This window comes from Streptomyces fragilis (assembly GCF_003112515.1).
Taxonomy (GTDB): Bacteria; Actinomycetota; Actinomycetes; order Streptomycetales; family Streptomycetaceae; genus Streptomyces; species Streptomyces fragilis.
Genome location: NZ_BEVZ01000005.1, coordinates 90,624 through 106,637, shown reverse-complemented (window position 1 = coordinate 106,637; position 16,014 = coordinate 90,624). Strand labels below are relative to the sequence as shown.

General features: G+C 72.9%; 14 protein-coding genes. 7 read left to right on the top strand and 7 right to left on the bottom strand.

The window, feature by feature from the left end; all coding sequences use genetic code 11:
- Window positions 1-58 precede the first annotated feature (58 nt).
- Window positions 59-1,390 carry a nicotinate phosphoribosyltransferase gene (locus Sfr03f_RS18845; RefSeq protein ID WP_108955143.1) on the top strand — a complete coding sequence of 444 codons (1,332 nt, stop codon included), beginning with the start codon at window positions 59-61 and terminating at the stop codon, window positions 1,388-1,390.
- Window positions 1,391-1,511: 121 nt separating this feature from the next.
- Complete coding sequence (locus Sfr03f_RS18840) at window positions 1,512-2,111, top strand: isochorismatase family protein (RefSeq protein WP_108955142.1); 600 nt, start codon at window positions 1,512-1,514, stop codon at window positions 2,109-2,111.
- 107 nt (window positions 2,112-2,218) lie between these two features.
- Here the strand turns inward: Sfr03f_RS18840 and Sfr03f_RS18835 are convergent, their stop codons facing one another.
- Window positions 2,219-2,560 carry a hypothetical protein gene (locus Sfr03f_RS18835; protein ID WP_108955141.1) on the bottom strand — a complete coding sequence of 114 codons (342 nt, stop codon included), beginning with the start codon at window positions 2,558-2,560 and terminating at the stop codon, window positions 2,219-2,221.
- Between the two features lie 136 nt (window positions 2,561-2,696).
- Entirely contained in the window at window positions 2,697-5,027 is a 2,331-nt protein-coding gene (locus tag Sfr03f_RS18830) for an immune inhibitor A domain-containing protein (protein ID WP_108955140.1), read from the bottom strand.
- A gap of 423 nt (window positions 5,028-5,450) precedes the next feature.
- Here Sfr03f_RS18830 and Sfr03f_RS18825 point away from each other — a divergent pair, with 423 nt between their 5' ends.
- The gene (locus Sfr03f_RS18825) at window positions 5,451-5,693 is read left to right on the top strand and encodes a hypothetical protein (protein ID WP_159105676.1); all 243 of its coding nucleotides are present in this window, start codon (window positions 5,451-5,453) and stop codon (window positions 5,691-5,693) included.
- A 21-nt stretch (window positions 5,694-5,714) separates the two neighbouring features.
- On the opposite strand, the gene Sfr03f_RS18820 is transcribed toward Sfr03f_RS18825, so the two are convergent.
- Window positions 5,715-6,572 (bottom strand): RDD family protein, encoded by an 858-nt coding sequence (locus tag Sfr03f_RS18820; RefSeq protein ID WP_108955138.1) that lies wholly within the window; start codon window positions 6,570-6,572, stop codon window positions 5,715-5,717.
- Between the two features lie 84 nt (window positions 6,573-6,656).
- Here Sfr03f_RS18820 and Sfr03f_RS18815 point away from each other — a divergent pair, with 84 nt between their 5' ends.
- Window positions 6,657-7,439 carry a S16 family serine protease gene (locus Sfr03f_RS18815; protein ID WP_108955137.1) on the top strand — a complete coding sequence of 261 codons (783 nt, stop codon included), beginning with the start codon at window positions 6,657-6,659 and terminating at the stop codon, window positions 7,437-7,439.
- A 161-nt stretch (window positions 7,440-7,600) separates the two neighbouring features.
- Here Sfr03f_RS18815 and Sfr03f_RS18810 read toward each other — a convergent pair whose 3' ends face one another.
- Window positions 7,601-8,110: an Lrp/AsnC family transcriptional regulator gene (locus Sfr03f_RS18810; protein WP_108955136.1), complete on the bottom strand. Its 510-nt coding sequence runs from the start codon at window positions 8,108-8,110 to the stop codon at window positions 7,601-7,603.
- A 124-nt stretch (window positions 8,111-8,234) separates the two neighbouring features.
- Between Sfr03f_RS18810 and hppD the strand changes: the two genes are divergently transcribed.
- Complete coding sequence (gene hppD / locus Sfr03f_RS18805) at window positions 8,235-9,380, top strand: 4-hydroxyphenylpyruvate dioxygenase (RefSeq protein ID WP_108955135.1); 1,146 nt, start codon at window positions 8,235-8,237, stop codon at window positions 9,378-9,380.
- Window positions 9,381-9,440: 60 nt separating this feature from the next.
- On the opposite strand, the gene Sfr03f_RS18800 is transcribed toward hppD, so the two are convergent.
- Window positions 9,441-10,976, bottom strand: coding sequence for an RDD family protein (locus Sfr03f_RS18800; protein ID WP_108955134.1), 1,536 nt, complete (start codon window positions 10,974-10,976; stop codon window positions 9,441-9,443).
- 277 nt (window positions 10,977-11,253) lie between these two features.
- Between Sfr03f_RS18800 and Sfr03f_RS18795 the strand changes: the two genes are divergently transcribed.
- Window positions 11,254-11,676 (top strand): SsgA family sporulation/cell division regulator, encoded by a 423-nt coding sequence (locus tag Sfr03f_RS18795; protein WP_108955133.1) that lies wholly within the window; start codon window positions 11,254-11,256, stop codon window positions 11,674-11,676.
- A gap of 80 nt (window positions 11,677-11,756) precedes the next feature.
- Here Sfr03f_RS18795 and Sfr03f_RS18790 read toward each other — a convergent pair whose 3' ends face one another.
- Entirely contained in the window at window positions 11,757-13,142 is a 1,386-nt protein-coding gene (locus Sfr03f_RS18790; RefSeq protein WP_108955132.1) for an FAD-binding oxidoreductase, read from the bottom strand.
- Window positions 13,143-13,356: 214 nt separating this feature from the next.
- On the opposite strand from Sfr03f_RS18790, the gene Sfr03f_RS18785 reads away from it, so the two are divergent.
- The gene (locus tag Sfr03f_RS18785) at window positions 13,357-13,992 is read left to right on the top strand and encodes an IclR family transcriptional regulator (protein ID WP_108955131.1); all 636 of its coding nucleotides are present in this window, start codon (window positions 13,357-13,359) and stop codon (window positions 13,990-13,992) included.
- Window positions 13,993-14,039: 47 nt separating this feature from the next.
- Here Sfr03f_RS18785 and Sfr03f_RS18780 read toward each other — a convergent pair whose 3' ends face one another.
- On the bottom strand, window positions 14,040-15,845 hold the full coding sequence (locus Sfr03f_RS18780) for a DEAD/DEAH box helicase (RefSeq protein ID WP_108955130.1): 1,806 nt from the start codon (window positions 15,843-15,845) through the stop codon (window positions 14,040-14,042).
- Window positions 15,846-16,014 lie beyond the last annotated feature (169 nt).

The following is a 16,014-nucleotide window of genomic DNA, read 5'->3' as shown; positions in this document are numbered from 1 at the left end:
CGAGGGCGTCACCGAACACTAATCGTCAAATTGACGAGATGGGGGTAGCATCAGGCCCATGAACACAGCGGAGCTCGGGCTGCCGGTCGACGTGCCGTCGACGGCGCTCTTCACGGACCACTACGAACTGACCATGCTGCAGGCGGCCCTGAAGGGTGGGACGGCCGAGCGGCGTTCCGTCTTCGAGGTCTTCACCCGCCGCCTGCCCTCGGGCCGCCGCTACGGCGTGGTCTGCGGCACCGGCCGGGTGCTGGACGCGGTGCGCAACTTCCGCTTCGACGAGGCGCAGCTGGCCTTCCTGCGGGAGCGCCGGGTGGTCGACGACGCGACGCTGGACTGGCTGGCGGACTACCGCTTCGGGGGCGACATCTGGGGCTACCCCGAGGGCGAGGTCTACTTCCCCGGCTCCCCGATCCTGCGGGTGGAGGGCAGCTTCGCCGAGTGCGTGCTGCTGGAGACGGTGATCCTGTCGATCCTCAACCACGACTCCGCGATCGCCGCCGCGGCCTCCCGGATGGCCTCGGCGGCCGGGGACCGGCCGCTGATGGAGATGGGCGCGCGCCGTACGCACGAGCTGGCGGCGGTCGCCGCCTCGCGGGCGGCCTACGTCGGCGGTTTCTCCTCCACCTCGGACCTGGCGGCCGGCTTCCGCTACGACATCCCCACCATCGGCACCAGCGCGCACGCCTTCACGCTGGTCCACGACTCGGAGCGGGACGCCTTCACCGCGCAGGTCGACTCGCTGGGGCGGGGCACCACGCTGCTGGTGGACACCTACGACGTCGCCGAGGCGGTCGCCCTGGCGGTGGAGGTGGCGGGTCCTGAGCTGGGCGCGGTGCGCATCGACTCCGGTGACCTGCTCCTGGTGGCGCACCGGGTGCGCCAGCAGCTGGACACGCTGGGCGCGGAGGGCACCCGGATCGTGGTGACCTCCGACCTGGACGAGTACGCCATCGCCTCGCTGGCCGCCGCGCCGGTGGACGCGTACGGCGTGGGCACGCAGCTGGTCACCGGGTCGGGGCACCCGACGGCGTCGATGGTCTACAAGCTGGTGGCCCGTGCGGCCTCCGCGGACGCCGACGCCCCGCTGGAGCCGGTGGCGAAGCGTTCCGGCGGCGGCAAGCAGACGCTGGGCGGGCGCAAGTGGGCCGCGCGCCGCTACGACGCGTACGGGGTGGCGGAGGCGGAGGTGATCGGCACCGGGGAGGTCCCCGAGGAGCTGGCCGCCTCGCAGCTGCTGGTGGAGCTGGTGCGCGGGGGCGAGGTCGTGGGGCGGGAGCCGCTGGAGGCGGCGCGCGAGCGGCACGCGGCGGCCCGGGCCTCGCTGCCGATGTCCGCGACCCAGCTGTCGCGGGGGGAACCCGTCATTCCGACGGAGTACGCCGTGTGACGACGTGCGGCGGTGCCGGTGGACGGGTATGCAGCAGCCGTCGGTGCGTGAAGCTTTTCCGGTTCTTTCCAATGGTTTCCAGTTGTCTCCCTCTGGCAGGGCGAAGGGTTGGTACGGGGCGATGCGTCGAGCGTTGATCGTGGTGGACGTGCAGAACGACTTCTGCGAGGGCGGCAGCCTCGCGGTGTCCGGCGGCGCGGACGTCGCCGCGGCGATCACGGAGCTGATCGGTCAGGCGGGCCAGGCGGGGGCGTACCAGCACGTGGTGGCCACGCGCGACCACCACGTCGCGCCGGGCGGGCACTTCGCGGACGACCCGGACTTCGTGCACTCCTGGCCGGCGCACTGCGTGGCGGGGACCGAGGGCGTGGGCTTCCACCCGAACTTCACGCCCGCGGTCGCCTCGGGGGCGGTGGACGCGGTCTTCGACAAGGGCGCCTACGCGGCCGCGTACAGCGGGTTCGAGGGGGCCGACGAGAACGGCGTGGGGCTCGCGGAGTGGCTGCGGGCACGGGACGTCGAGGAGGTCGACGTCGTCGGCATCGCCACCGACCACTGCGTGCGGGCGACGGCCCTGGACGCGGTGAAGGCGGGCCTGCGCACCCGTGTCCTGCTCCCGCTGACGGCGGGTGTCACCCGCGCCACCACCGACCGCGCCCTGGAGGAGCTCCGGCTGGCCGGGGTGGACCTCACGGGCGAGCCGGTCGTCGCGGGCGGCTGACGCCCGCCGGGGCGCGGGGCCTGCGGGTCAGGGGGCCTGCGGGGCGCGGCCCCCGAGGGGGGCGGGCCCTGCGGGGTGCGGGCCCCGAGGGGTGCGGGGCCTGCGGGTCAGGCCCAGGCCGCGGGGCGGCCCACGAGGGTGCGGATGGGGTGCCAGGGGTGGTACTGACCGCCGCGGGGGGCCGGGGCCGCGCGCCATATGAGGCCGTCGGGGTGGTGCAGGACCGCCGTCACCTCGTCGGGGGTGGGCGGCGCCACGTTGCCCCGCAGGTACACCGCCCGCAGCCCCAGGTTGCGCAGCCGGGTGAGCGCCCGCGCCCGGTTCCGCGCGTGCACCAGCACCCGCACCCGGTCCCGGTCCCTCCCGCGGCCCCCCGGCTCGTCGGGCCGGGGCAGCGTCAGCGCGACCACCACACTGCCGCTCGGCAGCCGGACGAATCCTGAGGACATGACGATGCCTCCCGTCGACGTCGAAAATTTCGATGGGAGGCATCTGAACACGTCCGGCGGCGCCCCGCCAGGGGAACGCCGCCGAACGCTGTCCGACCTGCGGTGATGCGATGTGGCCTAGATCACTTGGTACGCACTACCGGCGCGCGGGACCGACCTGGACCGTGATCGTGGAGCCGTCGTGGGACTGCTTCACGAGCTGGATCCGGGTGTTGGTGCTGTCGACCTTGACACCCGCCAGCTTGTTGGCCTCGTCGTAGTAGTCGTCCTTGGTGTCGTCGAAGACCGGCACGCCGGGCAGGGACGGGACGACGGTGGCGACATCGGCCTTGTGCAGGGTCATGCCGGTGGTCCGCGTCAGGCCGAACGGAGAGTCGTAGGCCTGGATGCGGTTCCGCATGAGGGTGCCGTCCTTCCAGCGCAGCGGGGCCGGGTGGGCGTCGATCGGGAGGATCAGGCCGGTGCCCGGGTGCTGGCTGGTGTTGTTGTCCGCCTGGGAGGTGTCCCACTTCCAGACCAGCATGCCGGTCTGGTACGCGTAGTGCTCGACCCAGTCGGGACGGGTCGTCGAGAAGCCGAAGTTGTACGGGCCCGTCTTCAGCTGCTTGTCGTAGCCGACGTGACGACGGTTCTCGACGATGTAGTACTGCGGGTAGCTGTCGGTGAAGCTGGAGCCCACACGGGTGAAGCCGTTGGCGGTCCAGCCGGCCACCTCGGTCTCGGCGTCGTCGGAGAAGACCGCCGCGCCGTCCGCCGTGATGACGATGCTGTCGGCGACCAGACCCGGACGGGACAGGCCACCGTCGGTGGCGTAGCGGAAGCGGACCTGGATCTGCTTGCCGGCGTACGCGTCCAGCGGGAACTCGAAGGTCGAGTTCGTGTCGACGACACCGGTCAGCGCCGGGGCGCCGCTGCCGTCACGCGGGATCGGCTGGCCCTCGACGGTGCCGTCGATCGCCGTGAAGTTGGCGCCGCCGTCCGTGGAGACCTCGACGTAGCCGTAGTCGTAGTCCTGCTCGATGTCGTACTGACCCTCGAAGGACAGCTTGGCCGACGTCTTGCCGGTCAGGTCGACGCTACGGGTGAGCGTGTTGCGCAGGTCGTCGCCCTTGCCGCTCCACCACTGCTTCTCGCCCTGGGCGGGCGTGAAGACCTCGGTGGTGACGTTCTTCTCGGGCAGCTCGACGATCAGCGCCTGCTTGTCCTTGGTGTTGTAGGACTGCACGCCCAGCTTGGTCGACGAGGCCTTCTTGGAGTCGACCAGCTTGTAGTCCAGCCAGCCCAGCTGCAGCTTGTCCCAGGCGTTCATGTCGCCGGGGAGGTTGCCGATCTGGCCGTCACCGGTGCCCAGCCACGAACCCGAGGACATCAGCGTCCAGAACCCCGTGGAGTTCTCGCCGCCCTGGGTGTCGTAGTGGTCCGGCAGACCGAGGTCGTGGCCGTACTCGTGGGCGAAGACACCGAGGCCGCCGTTCTCCGGCTGGATGGTGTAGTCGCCGACCCAGATGCCGGTGTCACCGATCTGGGTGCCGCCGAGCTTGTTGCCCTCCGGGCCGCTGCGGCCGGCGTCGGTGCCGAACGCGTACCAGCGGTGGGCCCAGATGGCGTCCTCGCCCTGGGCTCCGCCACCGGCGGACTCGTCCTCACCGGCGTGCACGATCTGGAAGTGGTCGACGTAGCCGTCGGCCTCGTTGAAGTTGCCGTCGCCGTCGAAGTCGTAGCGGTCCCACTGGTCGTACTCGGCCAGGCGGGACTTGAGCTCGGCGGACGTGGCGCCCTTCGCGGTCTCCGACGCGAACCAGGCGTTCAGACCGTCCTGCACCGCGTTCCACGCGCAGGGGTCACAGAGGTTCGAGCCGTAGCGGGCCTCGTTGTAGGGCACCTTGACCCAGTCGGAGACCTCGCCGTCGACCGAGTAGCGACCGGAGGACTGCTTCTCGTAGTACGTCTTGAGGGACTCGCCCTCACCGAAGTACAGGTCCTCGAAGTGCTTCTGGTTGTAGTCGGCCTGCCACTCGGTCGAGTTGTCCTTCGACCGGTCCGGCTGGGCGATCTTGTTGTGCAGCGGGCCGGGGGTGCCGCCGTAGCGGGGGTCCACCTGGTCCCCGAACTCGACCAGGATGGTGAAGATCTTGTCGGTCTTCTCCCGGCCCAGCTCGACGTACTTGCTTCCGCGGTGCTTGTTCCTGCCCTTGAGCTCGACGACCTTGGAGCCGTTCTTCTTCTCGGCCGTGGCCTCGCCGGCGAGGACCTGGTTGATGGCCTCGTCGCGCTTGGCCTCCTGACTGTCGGTCAGGGGGCCTTCGAAGTTGTGTTCCCGGTTCTCGCCCTTGGTCGGCGAGCCCGTCTTCGCGGTGACAGCGGTGCCCTCGGCGGGCTGTGCCACAGCGAAGGTCGAGAGACCGGCTCCGGCCGTCGTGATGACGACGGCAGTAGCGGCCGCCCGAAGCGCCCATCTGGATGCCACTTGAATTCCTCCCCCGCGTCCGCGCGCACATGAGAGATGTCCTGAGTACGGAAGTACTGGTCCTGCGATTCCAGGCAGGCAGGAGCTGCGCGCGTAGATACGCGTGTGTCAAGTGAGAACATTTGACCGGAGGTTCCGTGGAAAAACCAGACCTTGACTTGTCGTGAGCACTTCGTGTAAGCGGTCGCTCGGTCGGGAAGGGCGGGGCGCTTGCCGTGCCCTGCGCGTGCCTGCGTGCGCCCCCCGGTGCACCCGTCGCCGGACGGTGGCGCGCTTGTCCGGCAGATGGCTCGGGCATGTGCCGGACAGAAGCCGTGCCCTGCCCTTCGGGAGGCGCGGTCTCCGCGGTTCCCGGCACAGACCGTCGCCCACCTACGCACCGAGGACACGATTGCCATGGCCCGTCCGCCCGTGACTCCCCCCGTGACCCCGTCCACCGCGCAGCTGGTCCGTGGCACCGGCGCGGCGGTGCTGTGCACGGTCGCCCTGCTGGCGCTCAGCGGTGCGAGTTCGGTCCTCGCCGTCGCGCTGGTCGCGATCCTCTCGCTCGCCCTGGGCGTGCTCGCCGCGGTGGCCTCCGGGCCGGCCGGGCGCGGCGGTCAGGAGCGGGTTCCGGCCACCTCGGACACGGCGGACGCCGCGCGGCGGGAGCCCGCGCGGCGCTGACGGGCCGTCACCGGATTCGCGTCAGCCGTTCGGTTCGGTGCTGACCACCACCGTCTTGGCGGCCTTGTCGTGCAGGCCCTGCTTGTAGGGCTTGTCGAAGAAGCTCCAGCCGCCCGTGATCGCGATCCACAGGCAGGCGCAGCAGAAGGCGAACGGCACCCAGAGCACGGCCGCGCGCAGCAGCGAGGTGGCCATGGAGGGGGTGCTGCCGTCGTCGAGGTTGGCGACGCGCAGCTTGAGCAGCTTCTTGCCGAGGGTCTGCCCGTTGCGCGCGATCATGATGGTGTCGTAGGCGACGTAGAGAACCGCGATGATGATGTCGCGGATCCAGAACTTGGCGGCGTCCACGCGGTCGGTGTCGAACTCGTACTCGTCGACGTCGAACGCCCAGGCCAGCAGGCCGACGACCACGCCGACGAGGACCAGGTCGATGATCCGGGCCGCGACGCGGCGCAGGCTGTCGGCCAGCGGCGGCATGCCGGCGAGCGGGTCGGGGGCCGTGCCTCCCGAGTACGGGCCGCCGGGGCCGTACGCGCCCGTGGGCCCGTACTGGCCGTGCGGGCCGCCGGGTGAGGCGGGGCCGCCCGGGTCGTACGGGCTGCCGGGGCCGGCGTTGCCCTGCGGGTGCGCGCCGCCGGGGCCCTCGGGGCCGCCGGGCGGGTCGTACGGGCCGCGGGGCCCGCCGGGGCCTTCCGGGCCGCCGGGGCCTCCCGCACCTTCCGGGCCGCCGGGCCGGCCGTACGGGCTGCCGGGGCCGGGCGCTGCGCCGGCGTTGCCCGCGGCGTCGCCCGTGCCCGGGGCGCCGCCGCCGGAGGGCGGGCGCTTGCGGAACGGGTCGTCGTCGTCCGGGGGCGGCGGGGGCGGGGCGTCGCTGCTCATGGGGCGAGTCGACCGCGCCCGCGGGGTGCTCGCATCCGGCAGGGGTCCGTCCGGGGGAGGGGTGCGCACCGTTAGATTGACCCCGTGCTCTCTCGCCTCTCGCGCCCCCAGGCCGTCGCCCTCTGCGCCCTGCCCGCCGCCGCGCTGGTCGCGGTCGCGGCGCTCGCCCCGCTTCCGTTCACGGTGGCACGGCCGGGCTTGACCGCGAACGTGCTCGGCGAGCGTGACGGCAAACCGGTGATCACCGTCGAGGGCCCCGGTGTCCGCGCCGTGCCGGTGGACGGACAGCTGCGGATGACGACGATCGAGGCGACCGGGCCGGACGCCGACGTGCGGCTCGCGGACGTCGTGGACGGGTGGTTCCGCACCGACGAGGCCGTGATGCCGACCGACGCCGTCTACCCGAGCGGGGACGACGTCGAGGAGATCGAGAAGTACAACACCGAGCAGATGCGGCAGTCCCAGGACGACGCGACCGAGGCCGCCCTCGGGTACCTCGGGCGCGACCCGAAGGACGTGAAGGTGACGCTGCGGCTCGCGGACGTCGGCGGGCCGAGCGCGGGGCTGCTGTTCTCGCTGGGCATCGTGGAGAAGCTGGGCACCGACCTGGCGGGCGACACGGTGGTCGCCGGTACCGGCACCATCGCGCCCGACGGCGCGGTGGGCCCGGTCGGCGGCGTGTCCCTGAAGACCCGCGCGGCCGTCCGTGACGGGGCGACGGTGTTCCTGGTGCCCCGGGCCGAGTGCGGCGATGCCCTCGCCGAGCGCCCGGAGGGGCTGCGCCTGGTACCCGTGACCAGCCTGAAGGGCGCGATCACCGCGCTCGAGGCGCTGCGCACCGGCAAGGGCTCCGTCCCCTCCTGCTGACGCCCGCCGCCGGTTTCGACCCATCCGGGCCGGCGCCCCCGACGCCGGCCCCGGTCCCGGCCCGCTCCAGGCTGACGCCCGCCGCCGGCCCCGGCCCGCCCGACACCGACGCCGGCCCGTCCGGGCCGGCATCCGCCGTCGCCCGGCCCGGTCCGGTCCGGTCACACCAGGGCCTCGGCGGGAGCCCCGGTGGCGGCCGGGGGCGGCAGCTGGGCCGCCTGTTCGACGAGGGGTATCACCCGCAGCGGCACCGCGTTCTCCATGACGATGGCGGTGGACGCGCGGACGATGCCGTCGAAGCCGACGACCAGGTCGATCACCCGCTGCAGGTCCGCGTTGGACCGTGCGACCAGCCGGCAGAGCATGTCGCCGCTGCCGGTGGTGGTGTGCAGTTCCAGGACCTCCGGGACGGAGGCCAGGTGCGCCCGCACGGCCGCCCCGCTCCCCTGCCGGATCTGCAGCGTGGCGAACGCGGTCACCGGATAGCCCAGCGCGGCCGGGTCCACGTCGGGCCCGAAGCCGCGGATCACGCCCCGCGCCAGCAGCCGGTCCAGCCGCGCCTGCACGGTGCCGCGGGCCACACCGAGCCGGCGCGACATCTCCAGCACGCCCAGCCGCGGCTCCCGCGCGAGCAGCGCGATGATCCGCCCGTCCAGCCTGTCGATCCCCATGGGACGCCCCCACCGATGGTCATCCTGTACAGATACGCCGCCGTCACGGCCCTACGACTGTGCAACCTGCGCAGCGAAAAAGCCATGGATTGCGCACCTTGCGGTCGCGGGTGACCCTGCCCACATGACGCAGACCACACACCACGTTCCTGACACCGCCCGGCAGGCCGACCCCTTCCCGGTCAAGGGAATGGACGCGGTCGTCTTCGCGGTGGGCAACGCCAAGCAGGCCGCCCACTACTACTCGACCGCCTTCGGCATGCGCCTGGTGGCCTACTCCGGACCGGAGAACGGCTCCCGGGAGACGGCCAGCTACGTCCTGGAGAACGGCTCCGCCCGCTTCGTGTTCACCTCGGTGATCAAGCCGGCCACCGACTGGGGCCGCTTCCTGGAGCGCCACGTCGCCGAGCACGGCGACGGCGTCGTCGACCTCGCCCTGGAGGTCCCGGACGCCCGGGCGGCCTACGCCTACGCCATCGAGCACGGCGCCCGTTCGGTCGCCGAGCCGTACGAGATGAAGGACGAGCACGGCACCGTCGTGATCGCCGCGATCGCCACCTACGGCGAGACCCGCCACACGCTGGTCGAGCGCCGCGGCTACGAGGGCCCGTACCTGCCCGGCTACCAGGTGGCCCGGCCGATCGTGGAGCCGCCGGCGGAGCGCACCTTCCAGGCGATCGACCACTGCGTGGGCAACGTGGAGCTCGGCCGGATGGACGAGTGGACCGAGTTCTACCGCCGGGTCATGGGCTTCACCAACATGAAGGAGTTCATCGGCGACGACATCGCCACCGAGTACTCCGCCCTGATGTCCAAGGTGGTCGCGGACGGCACGCTGAAGGTGAAGTTCCCGATCAACGAGCCGGCGATCGCGAAGAAGAAGTCGCAGATCGACGAGTACCTCGAGTTCTACGGCGGTCCGGGCGTCCAGCACATCGCGCTCAACACCAACGACATCGTGCGCACCGTGCGCACCATGCGGGCGGCCGGCGTCGAGTTCCTCGACACCCCGGACTCCTACTACGACACCCTCGGCGAGTGGGCCGGCGAGACCCGGGTGCCGGTGGAGACGCTGCGCGAGCTGAAGATCCTGGTGGACCGCGACGAGGACGGCTACCTGCTGCAGATCTTCACCAAGCCGGTGCAGGACAAGCCGACCGTCTTCTTCGAGATGATCGAGCGGCACGGCTCCATGGGCTTCGGCAAGGGCAACTTCAAGGCTCTCTTCGAGGCCATCGAGCGCGAGCAGGCCCGCCGCGGCAACCTCTGACCGCCGCACACCGCCCGACGAGGGGGCGCTCCGCCGATTCGGCGGGGCGCCCCTTCCGCGTCAGCGGCCGGCGACGAAGGTGTGCGCGGCCTTGTCGTGCCATGCCTGCCGCCAGGGACGGTCGAAGAGGGCCCACAGGTGGCCGATCACACCGACGACCAGCAGCGTGGGGATCGTCCCGACCGCCCAGCGCAGCAGTGCCGTGCCGAAGGACGGGGGCTCGTGCCCCTCGATGTCGCGGACCTGGAGCCCGAGCAGCTTCTTGCCCGGCGTACGCCCGGTCCGGGAGGTCGGCAGCACCTCCAGGAGCACGCCCGCGACCACCAGCACGGCGAGGACGATGCCGAGCTGGACGCCGGTGGTGCCGTCGACCAGCCAGACGGTGACCTTCTCCCCGGAGAGCCGCGCCGCCTCCAGCTTGTCCTGCACGTGCTCCCACGCCCGCATGCCCAGCGGGACCGCCGCGGCCGCCGTGACCGCGCCGACCAGCACCAGGTCGATCAGCCGGGCCGCGACCCGGCTGCCCAGCGGCGCGGGACGGGCGGAGGCCTGACGCCGGGCGGCGGCGGTGAACGGGTCCTCCTGCACGGGCTTCCACGGGGCCGCCGGGCCCTGCGCGGCCGCCTGCGGAGTCGCCTGCGCGGCGGCGTGCGCGGCGGACGCCCGGGCGAGCGCCGCCTGGGCCGCGGCGGCCTGCGCGGCGGCGGCCTGCGCGGCGGCCTGGTCGCCCGCGAGGTGCCCGGACTGCTGCGGCCACGGAGACGACGCCGGGATGGGAGCCGATGCGGGTGCCGGTGCGGGTGCGGGAACCGGGGCCGGGGCCGGGGCGGGCACCGGGGCCGCCGCCTGCTGCGGGCCCTGGGGGCCGGCGGGCGACTGCTCGGCCGCGGGGCGGGTCCGGAACACCATGGTGCCCTCCTGCGAGGGCCGCTGCTCGGACTGCTGGTCCGCGACCGAGCGCGGGTCGGGCGTCTCCTGCCCGGCCGAGCCCCACGAGACCGGACGCGGCCGCTCGGCCGAGCCGGCCCGCACCGCGTCCCAGCCCGAACCGCCCGCCGGGGGCGCGGAGTTGCCGCCGTCCAGGTGCGACGGCTGTGACGGCTGCGAGGTCACGGGCGCCGGGGGCGGCCCGGGGGCCGGGGTGGGCGAAGGGACCACCGGGGTGCGGCCCGTCTCGGGCGCCATCTCGGTGACGATTTCGTCGCTCGTGTCCAGGAACTGGGGCCCCGTCTCGTCCACCGCCCCGAACGACTGCGGCACCACCGGCGGCGAGACGGCGGGCGCGGGCGCCGGGGACGGCGACGGAAGGGGAGCGGCCGGCCGCCCGGAGTCGCCGGAGGGCCGGTCGGCGCCGGGCGAGGCGGGCGGGGCCGGAGCAGGGCCGGGCGCCGGAGCGGGCGCCGCGGGGCGGGCGGCCGCCTGGGGCGACACGCCGGGCGGCGGGGGCAGCGGCCGTCCGTCCGTCGGGGCCGGGCGGCTGGTGCCCGGCACCCAGGCCGAGCCGTTCCAGTACCGGACGTATCCGGGGATGGACGGGTCCGGGTAGTAACCCTCGCGGGGCGTGTCGTCACCGGGGGCCGGGGTGGGCGCACTCATGTCCGTCGTGTCCGGTATCTGCTCGGGATTTCGAATCGGGTTCCCCACACATACCAGAACGGCGCACCCGGCACTGCCCGTCCGGCCGTACGAGCCCCGAACGGGTTGATCTTCGCTGCGGGTTCACCCGGATCGGTGGTCCCTTGGGACGTGAGGAAGGGCGGGGAGGCGGCACCGCGGGGGCACGGCGGAAAAAAACCTCCGCGAGTCGCGTAATGCCCGGGGCGCACGGCCCTCTCCTTCCACGAAGACGCACAGCCGCCTGGAGAGGAGCCCCATCATGCGGACCGTGGTGGAACGAGAGCTGACCATGAAGCTGATCGTGTCGGCGGAGCGGCACGCGCCGGTCACCGCGCGGCTGCGGTACGCCACCGACGACCCGTTCGCCGTGCACGTCGACTTCCACTGCGGCGCCGACCGGCCGGTGCACTGGTCGTTCGCCCGTGACCTGCTGGTGGAGGGCCGGTTCCGGGCCTGCGGGCCGGGGGACGTGCGGGTGTGGCCGGGGCACGGCGTGGAGGGCGGCGCGCCGGTGATGCTGCTGGCGCTGTCCTCGCCGTGCGGGGACGCGCTGCTGGAGGCGCCCGCCGGGGAGGTGGCCGACTGGCTGGCGCACACCCTGCGGATGGTGCCCCGTGGGCGGGAGGGCGAGCTGCTCGACCTGGACGGCCCGCTGGCCGAGCTGCTCGCCCTGGAGTGAGGCGCCGTGCGCTTCGGGAGCGGGCGGCCCCGGTGCCGGAACAGCCGGCATCAGAACAGCCGGCATCGGAACGGCCGGCGTCAGAACAGCTTGCCGGGGTTCAGCAGCCCGAGCGGGTCGAAGGCGTCCTTCACCGCCCGCTGGAGTTCCATGGCCACCGGCCCGGCCTCGCGGGCCAGCCACTCCTTCTTGAGGATGCCGACCCCGTGCTCGCCGGTGATGGTGCCGCCCAGTTCCAGGCCCAGGGCCATGATCTCGTCGAACGACTCCCGGGCGCGCCGGGACTCCTCGGGGTCGGCGGCGTCGAAGCAGACGGTGGGGTGGGTGTTGCCGTCGCCCGCGTGGGCGCAGACGCCGATGGTCAGCTGGAACTTGGCGGCGATCCGCTCGACGCCCTCCAGCATCTCGGTGAGCCGCGAGCGGGGTACGCACACGTCGTCGATCATCGTGGCGCCCTTCACCGCCTCCAGCGCGATCAGGCTCAACCGGCGTGCCTTGAGCAGGAGTTCGGACTCGGCGGGGGTGTCGGCGGGGATCACCTGGGTGGCGCCGGCCGCCTCGCACAGGGCGCCGACCGCGGCCAGGTCGGCGGCGGGGTCGGCGGTGTCGAACGCGGCGAGCAGCAGCGCCTCGGTCTCCTCCGGCAGGCCCATCCTGGCAAGGTCGTTGACGGCCTTGAGGGTGGTGCGGTCCATCAGCTCCAGCAGCGAGGGCACGTGGCCGCCCTCCATGATCCGGCAGACGGCGTCGCCGGCCGCCGCGGCCGAGCCGAACTCGGCGGCCAGCACCAGCTGCCGGGGCGGCTTGGGTTTGAGCGCGAGGACCGCCTCGACCACCACGCCCAGCGATCCCTCGGAGCCGACGAACAGGCGGGTCAGATCGTACCCGGCGACCCCCTTGGCGGTGCGGCGGCCGGTGGTGAGCAGCCGGCCATCGGCCAGGACCACCTTCAGCCCGAGGACGTACTCGGCCGTGACGCCGTACTTGACGCAGCACAGGCCGCCGGAGGCGGTGCCGATGTTGCCGCCGATGGTGCACATCTCCCAACTCGACGGATCCGGCGGGTAGCACAGCCCCTTCTCCTCGACCGCGCGGGACAGGTCGGCGTTGATCACGCCGGGCTCGACGACGGCGTAGCGGTCGACGGCGTTGATCTCCAGGACGCGGTCCATCCTGATCAGCGACAGGACGATGCAGCCGTCGCTGGCGTTGGCGGCGCCGGACAGCCCGGACCGGGCGCCCTGCGGCACGACGGGCACGCGCAGCTCGGTGGCGGTGCGCATCACGTGCTGGACCTGTTCGGTGGTGCGCGGCAGGACCACGACGGCGGGTTCGCCCGCCGGGCAGAAGCTGGCCATGTCGTGCGAGTAGGAGGCGGTGACGTCGGGGTCGGTCAGGACGGCGTCCTCGGGAAGGCCGTCCAGTAGTCGGGCGATCAGGTCGCTGATCAGGGGGTCACGGCTCATGAGGCCAGGGTCGCAGCGGCCCGCCGGTCGGGGAACCCTCGCGCCGCCGGAGGGTGCTTCGTGTCCTGCCCGGATTCTGGACGGCATCTTCCGCTCAGCGGACCGCCTTCGCTAATCTCGCGCCACGAACACGGCCCGTGGCAGCGTCGCCCCGGCGCGTGATGCACGCCTGCCGGCGCCGGCCGCCGACCTCACCACCGAAGGAGTGGGTGTCGTGACCGCGGAGACCTCCCAGACCCTCGACAGAGGACTGCGTGTCCTCAAGCTCCTCGCGGACACCGATCACGGGCTGACCGTCACCGAGCTCTCCCAGCGGCTCGGGGTCAACCGGACGGTGGTGTACCGCCTGCTCGCCACGCTCGAGCAGCACTCGCTGATACGCCGTGACCTCGGCGGGCGGGCCCGGGTGGGTCTGGGCGTGCTGCGACTGGGCCGCCAGGTCCACCCGCTGGTCCGCGAGGCGGCGCTGCCGGCGCTGCGGTCGCTCGCCGAGGACATCGGGGCGACCGCCCACCTCACCCTGGTCGACGGCGCGGAGGCGCTGACCGTCGCGGTGGCGGAGCCGACCTGGACGGACTTCCACGTGGCCCACCGGCCCGGGCACCGGCACCGCCTCGACCAGGGCGCCGCGGGCCGGGCGATCCTCGCCGCGCGCCACGAGGCGGACCCCGGGTTCACCCTCGTGCGGGGCGAGGGCGACGGCGGGGCGTGTGCGGCGGCGGCGCCGCTGCTGGGGGTCACGGGGGTCGAGGGCAGCGTCGGGGTCGTCATGCTCTCCGACGCGGTGCCCGAGCGCGTGGGCCCCCGCGTCGTCGAGGCGGCCCGCGAAGTGGCCGAGGCCCTGGGCTGACCGTCCCGTCCTCGCGGCACGGTCCTCTCCGGACCCGCTGAACACGGTCAGCGCATGCGGGTGGCCCACTCCTGGACCTTGGCGATGCGGGCGTGGAGCTGACCGGCCGTGGCCTCCGCGGCCGGCGGCCCGCCGCACACCCGGCGCAGCTCCGTGTGGATCACCCCGTGCGGCTTCCCGCTCTGGTGCACGTAGGCGCCGACCAGGTTGTTGAGCTGCCGCCGCAGCTCCATCATCTCCTTGTGGCTGACCACCGGCCGCCGGTCCGCGGGCAGCTCCAGCAGGTCCGCCTCCTCCGGCGGCTTGCGCTTGCTGTGCGCGATCTGCCGCTGCTGCCGCTTCTGCAGGAGCAGCTGGACCTGGTCCGGCTCGAGCAGCCCGGGGATGCCGAGGTAGTCCTGCTCCTCCTCGCTGCCCGGGTGCGCCTGCATCCCGAACTCGGCCCCGTCGTACAGCACGCGGTCGAACACCGCGTCGGACTCCAGCGCCTCGAAGGGCAGCATGTCCTGCTCGCCGGTGTCCTCGTCCTGCTCCTTGTTGGCCTCGGCCATCTCCTTCTCGGACTCCGCGTACGGGTCCTCCTCGCCGTGCTTCTTGGGCCGGTCGAGGGCGTGGTCGCGTTCCTTCTCCATCTCGTTGGCGAAGGTCAGCAGGTCCGGCACGGTCGGCAGGAAGACGGACGCGGTCTCGCCGCGGCGCCGGGAGCGCACGAAGCGGCCCACGGCCTGGGCGAAGAACAGCGGAGTGGAGATGGTGGTGGCGTACACGCCGACCGCCAGGCGCGGGACGTCGACGCCCTCGGACACCATGCGGACGGCGACCATCCACCTCTCCTCGCTCGCGCTGAAGTCGTCGATGCGCTGCGAGGCGCCGCTGTCGTCGGACAGCACCAGCGTGGCCTTCTCGCCGGTGATGTCGCGGATCAGCTTGGCGTAGGCGCGGGCCGACTCCTGGTCGGAGGCGATCACCAGCGCGCCCGCGTCGGGGATGCCCTTGCGGACCTCGGTGAGCCGCTGGTCGGCGGCGCGCAGCACGGCGGGCATCCACTCGCCCTTGGGGTCGAGCGCGGTGCGCCAGGCCTGGCTGACCGCGTCCTTGGTCATCGGCTCGCCGAGCCGCGCCTCGATCTCGTCGCCGGCCTTGGTCCGCCAGCGCATGTTGCCGCTGTAGGACAGGAAGATCACCGGACGGACGACGCCGTCGCCGAGGGCGGACCCGTAGCCGTAGGTGTAGTCGGCGGAGGAGCGGCGGATGCCGTCGTTGCCCTCCTCGTACGTGACGAAGGGGATGGGGTTGGTGTCGGACCGGAAGGGCGTACCGGTCAGCGCGAGCCGGCGGGTGGCCGGCTCGAACGCCTCCAGGCAGGCCTCGCCCCAGGACTTGGAGTCGCCGGCGTGGTGGATCTCGTCGAGGATCACCAGGGTCTTGCGCTGCTCGACGCGGTTGCGGTGCAGCATGGGGCGCACGCCGACGCCGGCGTAGGTGACGGCCACGCCGTGGTACTCGCGGCCCAGCGGGCCCGCGCTGTACTCGGGGTCGAGCTTGATCCCTATCCGGGCGGCGGCCTCGGCCCACTGCTTCTTCAGGTGCTCGGTGGGCGCCACCACGGTGACCTGCTGGACCACGTGGTGGTGCAGCAGCCAGGAGGCGAGGGTGAGCGCGAAGGTCGTCTTGCCCGCGCCGGGAGTGGCCACCGCGAGGAAGTCGCGGGGCTGCTCCTCGATGTACTTCTGCAGAGCCCCCTGCTGCCAGGCGCGCAGCTTGCCCGCCGTGCCCCAGGGGGCGCGGCCGGGGAAGGCGGGCGACAGGTGGTGGGAAGGGGCGGGGACGCTGTATCCGGCGGAAGTAGTCACGGTCTCCGGTTCAGGGGATCGGTTACGCGAGGACGACCGAGCAACCTTATCGGCGGCGCGGCTGCCTCCCCGCCGCTAGCACACCGCGCCTACCCCGGATGGGACCGACCTCACACCGCGTCGGCGGCCGGGCCCTCGTCCCTGAGGTGCTCCAGTGCCAGGGCGATGT

Bases quoted from the DNA above. Each gene is read 5' to 3' on its own strand.
- Sfr03f_RS18845 (WP_108955143.1), top strand. From the start codon at position 59: ATGAACACAGCGGAGCTCGGGCTGCCGGTCGACGTGCCGTCGACGGCG.
- Sfr03f_RS18840 (WP_108955142.1), top strand. From the start codon at position 1,512: ATGCGTCGAGCGTTGATCGTGGTGGACGTGCAGAACGACTTCTGCGAG.
- Sfr03f_RS18835 (WP_108955141.1), bottom strand. From the start codon at position 2,560: ATGTCCTCAGGATTCGTCCGGCTGCCGAGCGGCAGTGTGGTGGTCGCG.
- Sfr03f_RS18820 (WP_108955138.1), bottom strand. From the start codon at position 6,572: ATGAGCAGCGACGCCCCGCCCCCGCCGCCCCCGGACGACGACGACCCG.
- Sfr03f_RS18810 (WP_108955136.1), bottom strand. From the start codon at position 8,110: ATGGGGATCGACAGGCTGGACGGGCGGATCATCGCGCTGCTCGCGCGG.
- hppD (WP_108955135.1), top strand. From the start codon at position 8,235: ATGACGCAGACCACACACCACGTTCCTGACACCGCCCGGCAGGCCGAC.
- Sfr03f_RS18800 (WP_108955134.1), bottom strand. From the start codon at position 10,976: ATGAGTGCGCCCACCCCGGCCCCCGGTGACGACACGCCCCGCGAGGGT.
- Sfr03f_RS18790 (WP_108955132.1), bottom strand. From the start codon at position 13,142: ATGAGCCGTGACCCCCTGATCAGCGACCTGATCGCCCGACTACTGGAC.